This window comes from Clostridium sp. AM34-11AC (genome assembly GCF_003435375.1).
Lineage (GTDB): Bacteria > Bacillota > Clostridia > Lachnospirales > Lachnospiraceae > Pilosibacter > Pilosibacter fragilis.
In genome coordinates this window covers 1-17783 of record NZ_QWGL01000016.1, presented here as the reverse complement: position 1 = coordinate 17783, position 17783 = coordinate 1, and the positions used below count along the sequence as shown (strand labels likewise).

The following is a 17783-nucleotide window of genomic DNA, read 5'->3' as shown; positions in this document are numbered from 1 at the left end:
CCACTTCTCCGCCACTGTCCGCATTTTGCACAGCCACCTTGATAATATGCAGTGTGACAACAACTCATCCCGCATAGTACACCGCATTCGTAGAATAACTGATCACTGCGATGGTCACCGCAAACAACGCCAGCGAATACCCGACGATTTCGAGTAACATCCCATGCCCCACGGCATTCTGTGCCATGCATGCAGCCAGCCGCTTATCACATACAGGCTGCATCACAGCCGCTGCCAGATAGTAGAGCGCCATGAGCACCGCCAGCTTCACCATAGGTACCGACGCCAGAAAGATCAGGACCGCCACCGCCGCGGCACCCGCCGTGTTCTTTATGAGAACCGCCGATCCCATCAGAAGATTTGACATCGCCCCGGCCCCTGCGCCGATTCCCGGAACCGCCTCGATGGTCCGCACGACCGCCGCGTTTTTCATGGCATCCGCCTGGGGCAGAACCAGCCCCTGGATCAGGTGAAATCCCACAACGATACCGAACATGGTCTTCACGGTCCACCCCACGACTTTTCCCAGGAACTCCGTCATCACCGAGAACATTTCTTCCCGGAACAGATTTCCCACCAGGGAGAGCACCATGTAGAGCTTCATGATCGGCAAAAGGAATCCCGAAACCACCGCCTGGATCACGCCAATGGCCCCCAGCGTGAATCCGCAGACCGATGCCGACGTCACCGCCCCACCCGCCATAGTCACTGCAAGGAAATATGCCGGGAGCAGAACCTTCATGAACCCTAAGATATCCCCTGTGGTCTCCTCTGCAATGCGAATACTGGCAAAAAAGCTCGCCGCCAGGAATGTCTGCACGCAGATACAGATCACGTAGGCCCCCGTCTCCGACAGCTGGCTGGAACCGAAAATTCCGAAAAAGCCGGAACATGCCGCCCCGCACAGGGACAGGATCAGGATTTCCGCTAAAAACGAGGTGTTCGTCCGGATCTCCGAGAACAGTGCGGAGACGATCCTGTCCTTTCCATATAAGAAGACGTTCTCCGCATCACCTTTCCGGATCATGTCCATTAAGTCCCGGAATGTAAGTCCCGCTGTATCATCACCGCCGATCTGGTCTAAATACTCCTGGATTTCTGTAACGTCAATATCTGCTATCTCATCATCCTGCTGCGGTTCCGCTCTCTGCCCGAAATCCACTGTTTCCGCTGTTGGTATCGGAATTGTCCACAATCCAGCCTGCCGCCCTGTTTTCTGTCTGAAACCGGTCTGCTCTGCGGCAAAAGCTGTAACCTCACTCTGTCTGATTCCCCAGAATATCCCCATAACAAGCCCCAGCATCAGAAATACATTTCTCTTCCATCTCATTCCATAAACACCTTCAATGTCTCCACCAGCGACAGCACCACCGGCGCGCTCACCGCGAGGATCGCCAGCTTCCCAACCATCTCCACCTGGGTCCCCACTGCAGAGTATCCGGCATCCTTGCAGATCCCCGATGTGAACTCTGCGATATATGTGATTCCCGCCATCTTGAATAACGCCGCCAGATACACATGCCGGATCCTGATCCCGTTTCCTATCTCCCGCAGGGTGTCCAAAAGCACACCCAGTCTTGCCAGACCAAGAAATCCGACTCCGATGGATGCCGCCAGAACCAGGTACACCGCGTACTCTGGCTTCAGCGGTTTTAACTGCGCCGCAAGCAAAACTGCCGTAAGCCCCAGAAGTGCCGCCTGAACTACCGCCATAACTCTCCCTCCTTTCACAGCGAAAACAGATTTTTAATTGTCTCAAACAGATCATAGATATACGGCACGATCCAAAACAGCACCAGGATCAATCCTGCGAGACTCGTGAGAAACGCCTGGTCCTCGCGCCCGCTGTGCTTCAACACCTGACACATCACCGACACCAGGATCCCCACCGCCGCGATCTTAAATATCAGATTTACCCCCATAGTCTCCCCCTTACGCAAAGAGTACCAGAATAAAAAGTCCTGCCGCCATTCCGAGAGACCGGTAAAGCTTCGTCCGGCTCTCCATCTCCTTCTTTAAGAACGCCAGGGAGTCATCCGCCTGTTCCAGATAGAACAGGATCGTCCGCTCCTGGGTCTTTTTGTCCGCGTAACCGAGATTTTCCCCCAGTGCCTGGAGTGCTTCAAGATCCTGTTTTCTTAAAGGAAGGTCGTCCGGGAATTTTTCCATCTCTTCCTTCCATATCTCGGCAAACGGCTTCCCAGCTTCTTCCTCCATCCGCTTTTCCACCCGTAGAAAAAAGAGTCCTGCCTCCGCCGCCATCCCGGAATTCCCGTCTGAAAACCGGCTGCCGATCTCCTTTAGCGCCTCCGGCAGCGTCTCGTTGGAGTACAGGATCCGCGCCTTCAGATAGACCGCCATCTGTCGGAAGATTCCAAGCATCTTTACCCGCATCTCCCACTCCCCCGCCAGCAGAAAACCTCCAGCTACCGCCGCTGCCGCCATGCACAAGAGTCCTAAATATTTCATGTCTCATCCCCCGTCCACTCACGATCTATGTCTTGTTTAAACCTTAATTTCTTTTATCCATTCGCTGAAAATTCACATCATAAATTCCCACTATCGTTCCCGGTCCCGGAACTCCGGAAAGAACCACATACCGGGAAAACACCTTCGCTTCCGCCAGTTCCCGCCACGCCGGCCGCTTCATGATATCCCCAACATCTGCACCATGGACCGTCGCCAGGATCCTGCACCCGCAGTTCATCCCATACTTCATCGCCAGGATCTCGCCTTCCCCTCCTGCCTCGTCCACCGCCAGCACCTGGGGTGCCATGGAGCGCAGCATCATGAGCATTCCCTCAGACTTAGGGCACCCGTCCATCACGTCGGTCCTGGGCCCCAGGTCACACTGGGCAACTCCTCCAAAACACGCTGCGATCTCCGAACGCTCGTCCACCACGGACACATTCTTCCCCGCTCCCCATGTTCCCCCGCATGAAAGTTCCCGGATCAGATCCCTCAAAAGTGTTGTCTTTCCTGCTCCCGGCGGGGAGATCAAAAGCGTGTCCAGAAATGTTTCCCCATCCATCAGGTACGGCAGCACGTTTTTTGCGCAGCCCTTTACCTCATGGGCAACACGGATATTTAAAGATGAGAGATCCCGGACCGTCCTCACATGTCCGTCCTCCACCACCGCTTTCCCTGCGATTCCCACACGGTGCCCCCCGCGGATCGTGAGGAATCCCTGACTGATCTCCCGCTCGTAGGCGTACAGCGAATGCCTGGAACAGGTCTCCAGAATCCCGCGGATCAGCTCTTGGTCTGCAAGAACTACGCTCCGGTCTTCTCTTATCTCCAGCGACCCCATCTTTTTCTTTCCATAACTTTCCGTCTTTCCACAGGTCCCATCCGAAAAAAGGAGGTTTTCCCCGCTTTCCAGCAGTATCATCACCGGTTTTTCCGTCCGGATTCTGATCTCCCGAATCGTTTTCCCGTCTGGAACCGCCTGTTTCAGCAGTCTTTCAAAAGTTTCCGTATTCATCCCGCGCTCCTTTCTCCCCGTGTTCTGCCTGTCCGCCTTTCCCGGAATTGATACAATATATGAACACCCCGGATTTTTATGATATTTCTCGGAAAATAAAAAAGCACATCCACCCAGTCAGTTTCACCTGACCAGACAGATATGCTTTCTAATTCCATTATTTCAAATACCGGCTGTTAATCCCCGTAAACCCTGATAATTCCGGACACCTCACGAAGCACGGACATGCCCTTCACGATCATCAGCGCGTCGTTGAAATGGCGCTCCAGAACGGAATCCGTGATCACAACAAGCTCTGCAACACCGTCCCTCGCGCGTTTCTGAACGACCTGGGCGATGCTGACATCGTTGTTTCCGAGAACGCCCGCAATATTTGCGAGGGCGCCCGGCTTATCCGCGACCTGAAGACGGAGGAAATATCTCGATCTCGTCTCCTCGATCGGCTTCACCGGATAATTCTTGTACGCCACGCCGCCATTCCAGCCACAGTTGTCATGAACGATATTTCTCATGACGATGATGATATCACCCATAACGGCGCTGGCCGTCGGCATCTTTCCCGCACCGCGTCCCATGAACATCGCGTCATCGCAGGCCTCGCCGTGTACAAACACCGCGTTGAAGGAGTCGCGGACCGTCGCAAGCGGATGCTGCTCCGGGATCAGCATCGGGTGGACCTTGACCTCGATCTTTCCGTCCACCAGCTTTGTAACGCCGAGAAGCTTGATCACATAGCCAAATTCCTTCGCGTAGCGGATATCATTGGAGGTGATCTTCGTGATCCCTTCCATATAGACATCGCTGAAGGTCACCTTGGAGTTGAACGCCAGGGAGGACATGATCGCGATCTTTCGTCCCGCGTCGTAGCCTTCCACGTCCGCCGTCGGATCCGCCTCCGCATATCCAAGCTCTGTGGCCTTTGCCAGCGCTTCCTTGTAATCCATCCCCTCTTCCGACATCTTTGTCAGAATGTAGTTCGTGGTTCCGTTAACGATTCCCATGATCTCCGTCAGCATGCTGCCCGCGAGGCTCTGCTTTAAGGGACGGATGATCGGGATCGCGCCTGCGACTGCCGCCTCAAACTGGATATCGCAGCCGCTGTTTTCCGCCAGTGACAGGATCTCCTGTCCATGCTCCGCGAGCACGTCCTTGTTGGCGGTAACCACCTGTTTTCCGGCTTCCAGGGCCTGCACGATATAGGTTCTCGCCGGTTCCACGCCGCCCATGAGCTCGATCACAAGCTGGATCTCCTCATCTTCCAGGATCTCCTGCCAGTTGTCCGTCATGATCTCCTTCGGGATCCCCGGGCGGTCCTTCTTTGTGTTCCGTACCAGGACCTTCTTAATTTCCAGGCTGGCACCGGTCTTCTGGAACATCTCATCCTTTAACATCTCGGCGAGGGCATACACGCCGCTTCCAACCGTTCCAGCGCCGAGAAGCGCCGCCTTGATCACATTTCTCTCTCCCATGGTTCGTATCTCCTCTATCCCCGGAATAGCCGCATTAGTAACTGCAGACATCCGTCAGTCTTCTCTTTTATTCTTCCATGACCGTGAGTCGTGGACATTTGTCTTTTTTCAAAGTGACGTAATTATACTACACTACGTTAAAAAATGCAAGTAACTATTCAGTACCTTCATAGTTACTTGCAAAAATCCATTCCGGATCGGCTGCGCCGATGGGATTTTTGCCTTCCCGCTTATGTTATCTTACGGTCAGCGCAGCAAGTGCGCAGACCTGCTGAACAGTTATAAATGCAATTAAAAAACACACCATAGATCTCTCCATGATGTGTTTTGTTACTGTGCTTTATCTCCTCACGTATCCACCGGCACATGGTCCCAGTCTGCCTTCTCCCCGGCTCCCACGAGCCAGTTTAACGCTTTATGGCGCTCAAAGACCACACCTCCGTCCATTCCCGCAGGCGCGGGAAGATCCCGCATCCTCGTATCGGTGCATGCCCAGTCCAGACAGAAGATCATATCGCAGGCATCGAGAAGTTCCTTCGCGCTCCTCGGCTTCGCCGCCTCCAGGATCTCCCTCATGGAGTGAAAGGCTGTCAGAAGCTGCGCCGCCTCCGCCACTGCGCAGAAGTGATCCGGGAAATCTAACGGCCCGTCGATCAGTCCCAGCGCCCACTCCATCACATACAGATTCTCGTACTGCCAGGAATAGGATATCTTCTCTGATTCTTTCGGATCCTCGTTGTGCAGGTAATTCCACTCCTTCAGGGAGAAGAAATCATCCGCCCCGAACTCGTTGATCCGCTTCTGGATAAATTCCAATGCCTCTTTCTGGCTCATCTTTTTCGCCAGCATGGCCTCAGAAAATACCGCCACCAGCATGAGCGCCACCGCTCTCGCCGCGATCTCATATGGTGTCCGGCAGTCTGCCTCCGCCTCCGTCTCCAAAAGCGGGTAAAATACCGGAACATACACGCCCCGCGCCTCAAACTCTCTCCGGTTCTTCTCCCTGCGGTTCAACTGTTCCGTCTCGATCTCATTTCCCGGAACATAGCCCACCGCTTGATATGGCAGAAACCGCTCCATCTCACTGTTTCCGTTTCCGTCCAGGATCAGCTTCTCCATGCCGGACGCATCCAGGCAGTAAAATCCCCTTTTTTCTCCCCTGAACGCCATGACTGCACGAAGATCGGAAAGAACACGAAACAGTGTCTGCTCCATATTTCTCTTCGCGGCCTCCTCTGCCTCTGTCAGGAATTCGGACTCTTCCCCCTCGAACACATAGTCCACCGAAACGATACTCTCGGTTCCTTCCAGCTGATAGAGAAGATTCGTTTTCACATCCACCACCGCGGTCTCGACCCTGGAAAAGTGGCCTCTTGCCCGGTCAGACCAGCTTCGGACCAGCTCCTGCTCCTCGTCACCCGCGCTCTCGCAGTAGATCCTGAGCGTCACATTCAGATTCCCATTGTGAAGTTCCAATCCTGTATCATGTGCGCTGCCCGGAACGTCAAAGGCGTCCCGCAGGCACTTCATGATCCGCTCCTGTGAAGATTCCTTGCAGAAAAGAAAGATCTTCCCCGCTTTCTGTTCCTCTGTCACTCGTTTTGCCTCCTTGCCAAGTCCCCATTTTTTACTTATGATATGGTTCTCCCTGGATGATCCGGTAACTCCGGTAGATCTGTTCCAGAAGAATGACCCGCATGAGCTGGTGCGGGAATGTCATCTTTGAAAAGCTCAGTTTATAGTCGGCCCGTGCCAGGACCTGGTTGGAAAGTCCTAAAGATCCGCCGATGATAAACACGATCTGGCTGATCCCCGACACACCCCATTTTTCTATTTTTGCCGCAAGTTCCTCAGAATCCAGCATGTTTCCGTTGATCGCAAGGGCAACGACAAAGCTACCATCCTTGATGTTAGACAGAATCCGCTCGCCCTCTTTCTCCTTGATCTGCGTCTCCACCGCTTCGCTGGCCCCATCCGGCGTCTTTTCGTCCGCCACCTGGACGATCTCCAGCTTACAGTACCGGCTCAGGCGCTTGGAATATTCCGCGATGGCGTCCTGAAAGAACTTTTCCTTGATCTTTCCGACTGTGATCAATGTGACCTTCATGATTTCTGATCCCCGAATTCCAGGATCATGTCGTACCAGACTGCCCCGCCGTGGACAGACTTGGAAATGCCCATGTTTTTGTATCCAAATTTCGCGTAATAGTGGATCAGACGGTCCTTGCAGGTGAGGATCAGGCCCTTTCTTCCCTTATTTTTCGCGTCTTCGATCATGTGATCCATGAGCGCCGCCGCGATTCCCTGGCAGCGGTAGTCCGGGATCACATCCAGTCCGAAAATAGACTGGTATGCGCCGTCCGGCCTATGGCAGGCGGAATTTTCGTACATCTCGTCATAAATCGTTTTGGAATCTGTGGCGCAGCCATTGATGAAGCCTATGATCTTTCCGTCCGCTTCCGCAACAAAAAAGCACTCCGGAAATGCCGCGATGCGGGCCTTAAATGATTCCTCTGCTGCGGCTTCCGCCGCCGGGAAGCAGATTGCTTCCACCTCGGTAACTGCCGCAAGGTCCGTCGGGCGGACTGGGCGAATTGTGTATGTCATAAAATTTTTCTCCTTTAAGTTTTAATTAATTTTGTTGGTTAGTCCGCAGTGGAGCCCTGAATTGGTGCAGGCCCCAACTCAGGGCTCGCGGGCATTCGCCCTATAAGATCAACTGTCCGACTTTCGGCTTATGTGCAAGCACAACGCCGAAAGTCAGTCTGTTGATCTTGCACTGCTCATCGCTATGCGCGGAAGAAGTAGCCTACGCCCCATTTTGTGTGTACATACTTCGGATCACTCGGGCTAGGCTCAATTTTTTCACGCAGTCTTCTCACATGCACATCCACCGTGCGGACATCCCCGCTTACCATGGCCTTGTTTCCCCATACATACTCAAGCAGGGACTCACGGCTGTAGACCTTATTCGGATTTGTGACAAGAAGTTCCAGCAGGTCGAATTCCTTCGCGGTCAGGTTGATCTCCTTATCTTTAATGAAGACTCTGCGGCTCTCCCTGTCAAGCTTTAAGTCGCCCTCTGTGACTACGCTGGATTTCTGGCGTTTCGCGGCGCCGCTCTTCTTATTGTTTCTGCGGATGATCGCCTTGATCCGCGCTTTTACTTCCAGGATATTGAACGGTTTCGTGATATAATCGTCAGCGCCGTACTCCAGTCCCAGGATCTTATCCATATCATCGCCTTTTGCCGTCAGCATGATGATCGGCATCTCGGAAAACTCACGGATCGTCTGGCAGACCTCAAATCCATCGTGTCCCGGAAGCATGACATCCAAAAGAACCACGTCATACTCCCGTTCTTTTGCCCTCTCGATCGCCTCATCACCGTCGTAAGCACAGTCCACCTCATATCCATCCTGTTCCAGACTGAAGCGGATTCCCTTCACGATCAGTTTTTCATCATCAACTACCAGAACTCTTGCCATTTCTCTCCTCCACGTTATGCTGTAATGCGCAGGTCCTCTCCTGCTGCTTTTCTAATGTCTATGACCTGATTTCCGCCTCCTGTGTTTTTAAATGTCACAATCAGCATGAATTATACGTTTTTTTTAACTGTTCAGTAGGTCTGCGCACTTGCTGCGCTGACCGTAAGAAAACATAGGCTGGAAGGCAAAAATCCCATCAGCGAAGCTGATCTGGAATGGATTTTTGCACGTAACTATGAAGGCACTGAATAGTTACCGTTTTTTCATCTTTTCACACCGTAATATTATCCTTTATCTTCTGAAACCCGGCCTCTTTGATACCGGATATCTTCATGATATCCTCGATTTTCTTAAAGCCACCGCTCTTTTCGCGGTAGCGGATAATATCCTCGGCTTTCGCCTCCCCGATGCCCTTTAAGGTCATCAGCTCCTCTTTTGTCGCCGTGTTCAGGTTCACAAGCCCGGAACCGGAGGTTCCGCCCTGACCGGTGTTTCCTACTGCAGACCCGCTGCCCGCCGGAAGCGACGCGGCCTCTTCCTTATTGTAGATCGTGATCTGCATGCCATCAGAAACTTTTGAGGCGAGATTTACACTCTCCCTCGCCGCGTTCTCCGTAAATCCCCCGGCGGCATCCACTGCCTCGTAGATCCGGCTGTCCTCCGAAAGCTCATACACACCTGGGGCTGCCACCTCTCCGCAGATATACACATAAACTCCGGATTTTTCAGAGTTTTCCACATATTCCTGCGTCTCCACGGTACTTTCTCCCTGTACACTGCCATTTTCATCCCTGAATGGTTCCTGAATCTCCTGTTTCTCGGTACTGCTTCCAGAATCCCCCTGCGGCAGACCGTCGCTTTTTGCAGAGCCGTTTTTCTCCCAGCTGATGTTCCCATCCGCATCCAGTGATCCGCTCATAACGACCGCTCCGGATTCATCCAGCTTCTGGATTCCACTCCGGCTTCTTGTCATCCCAAACACAAGTCCGGCTGCGATCAAGAAAGCCGCGGCCGTCAAAATTTTTTTCTTATCTTCTTTCATACATTCCCTCCTGAACATTTTCAGGGGGATCGTTCTGCCTGTCTCTATTTTACCGAATCAGTCCTGTAAAAACAAGGGCATTTTTGTTATGTACGCTCTCCATTATAACCTCAGTCCGATTTTTTCTCAAGCCTCGCATTCTCCTTCTCGCACCGAGCATACTCGATGCCAAATCAACCGTTCTCTGGCTTTCTCCCGCCAGATATTTCACGCTCCGCCCACCTGCTTTCATTGCAATTTCTTTAAAATTATGCTATATTTGGCAAAAAGCGTGCAAAGACCGTTTCATCCGCTCCGGCAGCGAAAACAGCACGTTCAATTTAATCATACTTAAGGGGAATTACTGCTATGGAATTACATCTGATGCACTTTCTGATCGTCTGCCCGCTGGTATTTCTCGCCGGTTTCGTCGACGCGGTTGCCGGAGGCGGAGGACTGATCTCACTCCCGGCTTACATGATCGCCGGTCTTCCAGTCCATTTTGCCATCGGAACAAACAAATTAAGCTCCGGAATGGGAACCACACTGGCAACAGCTCGCTTTGCGAAAAACGGTTATATTGCCTGGAAGAACGCGCTTCTCTGTATCGTTACAGCTCTCATCGGTTCCTCTCTCGGCGCAAAACTTGCTCTGCAGTTAGACGATTATTATTTTAAGCGCCTGATTCTCGTGATCCTGCCCTGTACCGCCCTCTATCTCACATTTGGAAAACCGTTCGTGGGAGAAAAAGAGTCTTTCCCGGTCCGCAAGATGATTCTTTTCAGCGCTCTGATCGCCTTCATCATCGGCATCTACGACGGCTTTTACGGTCCCGGAACCGGAACATTTCTGCTGCTTCTCCTCACTGGAATTGCCCACATGGGACTGAAGGAAGCCAACGGGATCACAAAAGCCATCAACCTGACAACGAACCTGACAGCCCTGGCGGTCTACCTCATGAACGGAAAAGTAATTTTCCTTCTTGGCCTTATTGCCGGTATCTTCAGCATCGCCGGAAATTATCTCGGAACACGCTGTTTCGACAAGGGCGGCGCAAAGTTTGTAAAACCCTTGATGATGGTGGTTCTGGTGATCTTCTTTATAAAGACATTGAGCGAGATTCTCGGTGCCTGATACATATCTGCAAAATCTGATCCGGCAGAACGAAAATACGGAGATCCGCTGGGCCCCACTTACGAAATGCTTCGAAAAAGAAAGACTCCGGAACAGATCATGGAGTCCGCGTCGAGGACCATCCAGGACCTCAGCGACCGGCTCACAGTGGATGGGTTTAAAGAATGGTACGAAAAAAGACAGAAATGAAACCTCACATTTCTGTCTTTTCTATATATAACCTTGTTCGTAACTATTCAGTACCTTCATAGTTACGTGCAAAAATCCATTCCAGATCAGCTTCGCTGATGGGATTTTTGCCTTCCAGCCTATGTTTTCTTACGGTCAGCGCAGCAAGTGCGCAGACCTACTGAACAGTTACCCTTGTTCTTTCTCTTAGTTTTCCTTCATATACTCCGGTGTCACATCTCTTCCAAGGCCTTTCAGCATTTTCTTATCACTGCGGATCGTTGCGCATGCAACCGTTGTCAGCATATTGCCGGTAATTGTTGCGGATGCTCCGGAGCAGAATGCGGTCTCACCATCGTTTGTCAGCAGCGCGCGGCCTGCGCCGAGGCGGATGTTTGCCTCCGGATTGATATAGCGGAAGAATGCGATGGTGCGGAGAATATCGTCCTCAGAGATTCTCTCCAGATGTTCCAGAGGAGTTCCCGGAATCGGCATCAGGGCGTTTAACGGAATGGAATCGATTCCAAGCTCCGCAAGGCTCACTGCCATATCGAGACGGTCCTCCCATGTCTCACCCATTCCGATGATGCCGCCGGAACATGCGCACATACCCTCTGCCTTGATCATCTTTAGGGTGTTGATCTTCATGTCGTATGTATGAGTCGTGCAGATGTTCGGGAAGTTTCTTCTGGATGTCTCGATGTTGTGGTGGTAGCTTGTGACACCTGCTTCATGGAGACGGTGAAGCTGTTCCGCGGTCACAAAGCCCATGGACGCGCAGAGGTCGATCTTGCATTCCTTTTTCATAGTCTCGTAGGCGTGGATCGCTTTATCGAACTCCTCCCCCGTCAATGCTCTTCCTGATGTAACGATGGAGAAACGGTCAACGCCCTCTTCCTCATGGACGTGACACATCTTTACGATCTCTTCTTCCGGAAGGAAATCATAGATCTCGCAGCTTGTGTGGTGGTGTGCAGACTGCGCGCAGTACTTGCAGTCCTCTGGACATCGTCCACTCCGTCCGTTGATGATGGAACAGAGATCAACCTTATCTCCCACACATGCCTTGCGGATCCGGTCTGCGCCCTCGCAGAGTTCCTTCAGATCGCATGTCAGAAAGAAATTTAAGTCATCCTCTCTTGTAATTCTTCTTCCGTCGATAATTTCCTGTGCCAGTGTCAGTGCGTCCATAGTATTCTCCTTATTTTTCTGATTTTTATGTGCAATCGCCGTTTTCGTCATCCGGGCTTTGATCTCTGGTCCTGGTCCGTCTTCCGGATTTTTTCTCTGAATTATCATGTTACGATTGTAAACTTTTGCTCTACGTTATAGTTCACAATTATATAAAAAAACGCCGTGAAAGTCAACCGTTTTCCGTTTATCAGTTAACTTTCAAGGTTTTATAATTTTAATACCACTACCAAAAAAGGTCCTTCGATACCGGAATTTATATTCCAGTGCCGAAGAACCTTTTTCATCCACTATTTTCCTGATCGTTCAATAAGCTTCCAATCTTATTTTAACTCGTCCGGGATCCACCATAATCCGTCGTTGTTCTCTTCCATGTACTGCTTGAACTCGTCAGAATGATAAGCGTCCACAATTGCCTTTGCCCACTCTGCGTCCTTGTTCTCTTCCTTCACAACGACCTGAAGTACCAGGTGATCCTGGATATCCTCTGTTGCGAGGGCTGTGGACGGGTCGATGCCTGCGTTGTATACAACGCTGCCGGTAATTGCCACATAGTCAAAGTCCTGGATCGCTGCCGGGATCGTTAAGCTCTTCATCTCTGTGAACTCGATGTTATGCGGATTTTCAACAATGTCATCCTGGGTAACTGCGGACGGATCCACATCATCGGCAAGCTTGATCCAGCCGATCTTCTGAAGCATCAGATAGCATCTTGCGGTGTTGGAGGCATCGTTCGGAACTGCAACCTTCGCACCGTCCGGGATCTCATCAACAGATGTGTATTTTGCAGAATATACGCCAGCCGGTACAGTCGGGATCGGGCTGATCGGCACAAGATCCGCATTGTAGTTTGCGTTGAAGTTCTCAGCGTATGCGGCGTGCTGCTCCACGTTGACATCAACATCGCCGTCGTTTAATCCGATGTCAGCTGTCTGAAGATCAGAGAAGTCCACGCCCTTTACGGTGTATCCCTCTTTTTCAAGAATCGGAACGATGGCAGCCTCAAAGAGCTCTGTGTACGGCCCCTGGGATTTTCCGTAAACGATCTCTTTCTTGTCCTCCGTATCAACCGCTGCCGCTGTGCTGTCTGCACTCTCTGCAGCCTGCGCCGCTGTTGTCTGCGCGGTGTCGCTCTTTCCGCATGCCGCAAGGCTTAACACTGCTGCTCCCATAAGTACTCCCGCAATTGCTTTTCTCATAATTTTTTCTCTCCTCTTATTTAAAATTTATTTATGCTGTCTTAATTTACCAGAAATCGTATTTCCGAGAATCTGTAAAAGCTGTACCAGAACCACCAGGATCACAACTGTGAGGATCATGAGCGGTGTGTTCATCTTTTCATAACCGTATGTCAATGCCAGATCTCCGACTCCGCCGCCACCGACATATCCGGCCATTGCAGACGCTCCAAGAAGTCCGATGGTTCCCGTTGTCAGTGCAAGCACCATGGAACCTAATGTCTCTGGAACCAGGAAATATCGGATGACCTGCCATGTTGTCGCGCCCATGGCCTCTGCCGCCTCCAGGATTCCCGGATCGATCTCAAGCAGGCTGTTCTCCATCAGCCTCGCAAGGTACGGACTTATATAAACTACTAACGGCACCAACGCTGCCGTACTTCCGATGGTCGTTCCGACAATAGCACGGGTGATCGGCATGATCGTTACAAGAAGAATAACAAAGGGGATACTGCGCACCACGTTGATGTAGACGCTGACGATCATATATAACGGTCGGTTCTCCACCAATCCGCCTTTTCTGCAAAGCACCAGGATCAGTGCCAGGATCATTCCGATGATCGTTCCGATGAGAAGTGACCATCCAACCATGTAAAGAGTCTGTCCGCCGTTCAACAGCAGACGCTCCACCGTGACCTTAAAGATCTTTGTTTTCATGAGTTCTTCCATCTTACTCCACCTCCAGTCGTTCTCTTAAGACGCCGTTCTTGTCGATCTCCGCTTCCGCCTTATCGATGCTCTCATCATCGCCGATGAGCTGTAAGATGAAGACGCACATGACGCTGTCCTCCAGCTCCTGTACCGCCGCGCCGAGGATGTTGACCACGACACCCTTTGTCTTGCAGATATCGGAGATTACCGGGCGCTTCACGCTGGAACCGATAAATTTCAGACGGTCCACACGGAAGTTTTCTTTCTGTTCCTTCACGAGGCTTATGATGCTGTCCGGGATCTGGTCCCGGATAACCGTCTGGACGAACCGCTTTGTCACCGGCATCTTCGGGGATCCAAAGACCTCCAGAACGCTGCCGGATTCCACGATCTTTCCGCTCTCCATGACCGCTACCTTGTTGCAGATCATCTGGACGACCTGCATCTGATGGGTGATGAGAAGGATCGTGACACCCATTTTACGGTTGATCTTCTTTAAAAGCTTTAAAATCGATTCCGTTGTCTGCGGGTCCAGGGCGCTTGTAGCCTCGTCGCAGAGAAGAAGTTCCGGGTCGGTGGTCAGCGCTCTCGCGATTCCCACACGCTGTTTCTGTCCTCCGGAGAGCTGACTGATGTAGGTGTCTTTCTTGTCCTCCAGCTCAACGATCTTTAATACTTCCTTAACCTTCTTGTCGATCTCCACCTTCGGAGTCTTTGCAAGGATCAGCGGAAGCGCAATATTGTGGTACACCGTCTTGGATTCCAGCAGGTTGAACTGCTGGAATACCATTCCGATCTTTCTTCTCAGCGCCCGAAGTTCCGGCTTCTTCAATGTGGAAAGCTCCTTTCCACAGACAGTGACTTTTCCGCTGTCCGCCGTCTCAAGACCGTTTACCAGGCGGATCAGTGTGGACTTTCCGGCTCCGGAAAACCCTATGATACCGCAGATATCACCCTTTTCCACATGGATACTCACGTCGTCCAACGCGTGGACGGTTCCGTATTTTCCTGAAAAGGTTTTGCTTACATGTTCGATCTGGATCAATGTTTCTTCCTCCCCATCTGAGAAGCGCGATTTTAGGACTTCTCAAGTTTTCGCGGTCTCTGTGATTCTCCGCGTAAATAAAAAGCCCGGAAGCTTTTACACTTCCGGGCGCATTTTCTGGCATTAACAGGAAACTACTTTCTGTATACAGGTACCTGGCTGCACAACAAAGCACCTGGCCGTAAAAAACGCCCGGAAATCCACATACAACAGCAACAACACATATTGTTCATGTTATTTCTTCCCGCATTTCCCATACCTGTATCTCCTTTCCAACCGCCTGCTATCCTGCAGTCCAATGTTTCCTCATCGTCTGAACTCCCTGTTCGAATCCGATGGCGCTATAATAACCCCTATTTCCTAGTTTGTCAATATGATTTTATTTATTTTAAATCATATATTTAATTTTTTTAAACTTCTTGCATGATCGTTTTAAAATTTTCATATCACTGCTATTCCGAAGCAACACGCTTCTCCCATGCCTATATATTTTCCCCGCGCTGCAAAATTCCTCATAGTTTCGAAAATTTTTATAATTTTATATACCAAACTACCTTGCTATCCCGCATATCCTGTGATACGATATCCACACAAAATCGTAAACTATTCAGTACCTTCATAGTTACGCGCAAAATCTATTCCAGATCAGCTTCGCTGACGGGATTTTTGCCTTCCAGCCTATGTTTTCTTATGGTCAGCGCAGCAAGTGTGCAGACCTGCTGAACAGTTACACATAATCCTATAAAAGCATATTCTCTAAGTTTCTATCCGGACTACGATCCGTCTTTTCACATTTCGGAACTTCATTGCTTTTATATCCTTTACCTATTTTCAATCAATTTAAAAGCAGGAGAATCCGAGATGCATTGGAAAATGGCTGATCATGTTGTCCACTTTGCATGTTCTGACTCCTGCGCAAAGGAGGTATGAACTTGAGCACAATTCCAAGTGCGGACATCAGTGACAAAAAGTTCTTTTCCGACGATGAGCGCTACGCTGACCTGATCAATGGACTCATCTGCCAAGGCAGACCGGTTGTCCGAAAAGAAGACCTGCAGGATCTGGACACCCAGACCGGGATCTGGAACGATCCGGCAATCCACAAATCAAAGAACCGACGACGTGTAAAGCTTCGTGATCTGGTTAAAAAAGCATCCTTTGGCGTAAATTTTCTTGTCATCGGTATTGAAAACCAGCAGACCATCGATTACTCACTGCCGCTTCGCTGTATGACCTATGAAGCCGGTGAATATGAGCGCCAGGCCGCAATGATACGCCGCGCAGTTCGAAATGCCGACATCAAACAGAATCCTGGAGAATATCTTTACAGTTTTTCCAAAGAGAGTCATCTCCATCCTTCAATCATCATCGTTCTCTACTATGGCGAGCTTCCCTGGGATGGATCCGTCGACCTTCACGGAATGATCGATTTTTCCGGGATTCCGGAAGAATTTCATCCTTTGATTCAGAATTACCGGATTCATCTTGTGGATGTCCGGCATTTACAGAATACCGATGTTTTTAAGACGGATATCAGGCAGGTATTTGATTTTATCCGGTATTCTGATGATAAGACGTATCTAAAAAAGTTGTTGAATACATCAGAATATCAAATGTTAGATAAAGATGCATATGAAATGATTGCCACTCATACGAGTATGTCGACTTTACTAGAACCCCGTATGATGCAGACAAGAGGAGGAAAGATAAATATGTGCAAAGCGATAGATATTTGGTTAGCAGAAAGGGAAGCAAAGGGTCTCTCCCAGGGCCTCTCTCAGGGCCTCTCTCAGGGCCTCTCTCAGGGTATATCCCAAGGCAATGATGAAACTAGCTATAAAATGCTCATGAAAATCATTGTCTCGCGCTTCGGCAAAAAGGCAGGAGAACTCGCCTCACCCACAATTAGATACCTCACCTCTGACGAGCGCATAGATCTCGTAGAAACGGCTGCCACCACAGATACCTTCGCCCATTTTCAAGACGCCCTGCGCCGCGCTACCACCGAAACACAACGATCCCCGCAATCGCCAGCGCCGCACCAATAAGCTTCCGCCACTCAAATGCTGCTTTCTCGACGCCGAAAAGCCCAAATACCTCAGCAATATAGGAGACTAATATCTGGGTCACAACAATGAGCAGCGTCGCCTTAGCCGGTCCCAGACCGTCCATGCTTTTTATCACGGTCCAGGTGATGAACGCGCCCATGACACCGCCGAGAAGCATATATTTCCGGTCGATGGAGAACATCCCCCAGATCTCCCCACGCCCGGTAAAAAAATAGAGAACCACACATGTCAGAAACGCCGTCAGCTGCACCCATCCTGCCGCCGCCCAGATACTGCTCTGCTTCGTCACCTCCGTATTAAAGATCCCCTGCAGGCTCATAAGCGCCCCAGAAAGCAATGCCACCAAAATTCCCCACATAAAAAACCTCCTGAAACCATGTTTCCCTTAGGATTCCATAGTCAGGAGGTTTTTATACGGCCTGACTATTCCATATTTTCTTCTGAATACGAACATATTTTTAATTTCTTTTTTATCTCCCAAAGGTAATATTGCGGCATCATTGACAGCACCGCACGCCTTGTAAGAATCATGCTTAATGCATAATTAGAGGTGGCTGACTTCATCAAATAAAATGATAACTCTGCCTTCTTTATCTGTCTAAATAAGAATGTGCTTTGGCACATTCTCGCACCTCGCGCGGTCGCTTGCGACTATCTACATCTTCGCGCGAGTGTGCAGCTTTGGCACGTCAGTGCCTTTTTATGTAACGGGGAATTCCTCGGAATTTCCTGTTACATAAAAATCCCCGGCTATACCCGCCGGGGACCCTGTTCGAAAAATCCTTTATCCTGAATTATTCACGGAGCAGTATCTGAACTGGTAAC

18 protein-coding genes are annotated in these 17783 nt (G+C 50.6%); 2 read left to right on the top strand and 16 right to left on the bottom strand.

Annotated features, from left to right (window positions below):
* Positions 1-64 precede the first annotated feature (64 nt).
* The 11 genes from DW826_RS10615 to DW826_RS10565 form a co-directional block, all read right to left on the bottom strand.
* On the bottom strand, positions 65-1330 hold the full coding sequence (locus DW826_RS10615) for a stage III sporulation protein AE (RefSeq protein ID WP_117552698.1): 1266 nt from the start codon (positions 1328-1330) through the stop codon (positions 65-67).
* A complete protein-coding gene (locus DW826_RS10610; protein ID WP_015553755.1) occupies positions 1327-1713 on the bottom strand; it encodes a SpoIIIAC/SpoIIIAD family protein in 387 nt (128 codons plus the stop codon). The genes DW826_RS10615 and DW826_RS10610 overlap by 4 nt, the downstream gene beginning before the upstream one ends.
* A 14-nt stretch (positions 1714-1727) precedes the next feature.
* The gene (spoIIIAC, locus tag DW826_RS10605; protein ID WP_015553756.1) at positions 1728-1922 is read right to left on the bottom strand and encodes a stage III sporulation protein AC; all 195 of its coding nucleotides are present in this window, start codon (positions 1920-1922) and stop codon (positions 1728-1730) included.
* Positions 1923-1932: 10 nt separating this feature from the next.
* Positions 1933-2469, bottom strand: a complete 537-nt coding sequence (locus DW826_RS10600) for a stage III sporulation protein AB (protein ID WP_117470204.1) — start codon at positions 2467-2469, stop codon at positions 1933-1935.
* A gap of 43 nt (positions 2470-2512) precedes the next feature.
* The gene (gene spoIIIAA, locus DW826_RS10595) at positions 2513-3484 is read right to left on the bottom strand and encodes a stage III sporulation protein AA (protein WP_117552697.1); all 972 of its coding nucleotides are present in this window, start codon (positions 3482-3484) and stop codon (positions 2513-2515) included.
* Between the two features lie 176 nt (positions 3485-3660).
* Positions 3661-4953: a homoserine dehydrogenase gene (locus DW826_RS10590; protein ID WP_015553759.1), complete on the bottom strand. Its 1293-nt coding sequence runs from the start codon at positions 4951-4953 to the stop codon at positions 3661-3663.
* A gap of 348 nt (positions 4954-5301) precedes the next feature.
* Entirely contained in the window at positions 5302-6549 is a 1248-nt protein-coding gene (locus tag DW826_RS10585; RefSeq protein ID WP_117484414.1) for a DUF4272 domain-containing protein, read from the bottom strand.
* Between the two features lie 31 nt (positions 6550-6580).
* Positions 6581-7060: a 23S rRNA (pseudouridine(1915)-N(3))-methyltransferase RlmH gene (gene rlmH / locus DW826_RS10580; RefSeq protein ID WP_015553760.1), complete on the bottom strand. Its 480-nt coding sequence runs from the start codon at positions 7058-7060 to the stop codon at positions 6581-6583.
* Positions 7057-7560, bottom strand: a complete 504-nt coding sequence (locus tag DW826_RS10575) for a GNAT family N-acetyltransferase (protein ID WP_015553761.1) — start codon at positions 7558-7560, stop codon at positions 7057-7059. The genes rlmH and DW826_RS10575 overlap by 4 nt, the downstream gene beginning before the upstream one ends.
* 182 nt (positions 7561-7742) lie before the next feature.
* Positions 7743-8441: a response regulator transcription factor gene (locus DW826_RS10570; protein WP_015553762.1), complete on the bottom strand. Its 699-nt coding sequence runs from the start codon at positions 8439-8441 to the stop codon at positions 7743-7745.
* A gap of 271 nt (positions 8442-8712) precedes the next feature.
* Positions 8713-9483: a helix-hairpin-helix domain-containing protein gene (locus DW826_RS10565; protein WP_015553763.1), complete on the bottom strand. Its 771-nt coding sequence runs from the start codon at positions 9481-9483 to the stop codon at positions 8713-8715.
* 348 nt (positions 9484-9831) lie between these two features.
* On the opposite strand from DW826_RS10565, the gene DW826_RS10560 reads away from it, so the two are divergent.
* On the top strand, positions 9832-10596 hold the full coding sequence (locus DW826_RS10560; protein ID WP_015553764.1) for a TSUP family transporter: 765 nt from the start codon (positions 9832-9834) through the stop codon (positions 10594-10596).
* A gap of 375 nt (positions 10597-10971) precedes the next feature.
* On the opposite strand, the gene bioB is transcribed toward DW826_RS10560, so the two are convergent.
* The 4 genes from bioB to DW826_RS10540 all read right to left on the bottom strand — a co-directional run bounded on the left by bioB (position 10972) and on the right by DW826_RS10540 (position 14889).
* The gene (gene bioB / locus DW826_RS10555) at positions 10972-11955 is read right to left on the bottom strand and encodes a biotin synthase BioB (protein WP_117470227.1); all 984 of its coding nucleotides are present in this window, start codon (positions 11953-11955) and stop codon (positions 10972-10974) included.
* A 323-nt stretch (positions 11956-12278) separates the two neighbouring features.
* Positions 12279-13154, bottom strand: a complete 876-nt coding sequence (locus DW826_RS10550) for a MetQ/NlpA family ABC transporter substrate-binding protein (RefSeq protein ID WP_015553766.1) — start codon at positions 13152-13154, stop codon at positions 12279-12281.
* Between the two features lie 27 nt (positions 13155-13181).
* Positions 13182-13862 carry a methionine ABC transporter permease gene (locus DW826_RS10545; RefSeq protein WP_015553767.1) on the bottom strand — a complete coding sequence of 227 codons (681 nt, stop codon included), beginning with the start codon at positions 13860-13862 and terminating at the stop codon, positions 13182-13184.
* A gap of 1 nt (position 13863) precedes the next feature.
* Positions 13864-14889, bottom strand: a complete 1026-nt coding sequence (locus DW826_RS10540; RefSeq protein ID WP_021905458.1) for an ATP-binding cassette domain-containing protein — start codon at positions 14887-14889, stop codon at positions 13864-13866.
* 932 nt (positions 14890-15821) lie between these two features.
* Here DW826_RS10540 and DW826_RS10535 point away from each other — a divergent pair.
* Positions 15822-16937 carry a hypothetical protein gene (locus DW826_RS10535; RefSeq protein WP_117552696.1) on the top strand — a complete coding sequence of 372 codons (1116 nt, stop codon included), beginning with the start codon at positions 15822-15824 and terminating at the stop codon, positions 16935-16937.
* Here the strand turns inward: DW826_RS10535 and DW826_RS10530 are convergent.
* Positions 16888-17316, bottom strand: a complete 429-nt coding sequence (locus tag DW826_RS10530) for a DMT family transporter (RefSeq protein WP_015553770.1) — start codon at positions 17314-17316, stop codon at positions 16888-16890. The two genes, DW826_RS10535 and DW826_RS10530, sit on opposite strands and share 50 nt — an antisense overlap.
* Positions 17317-17783 lie beyond the last annotated feature (467 nt).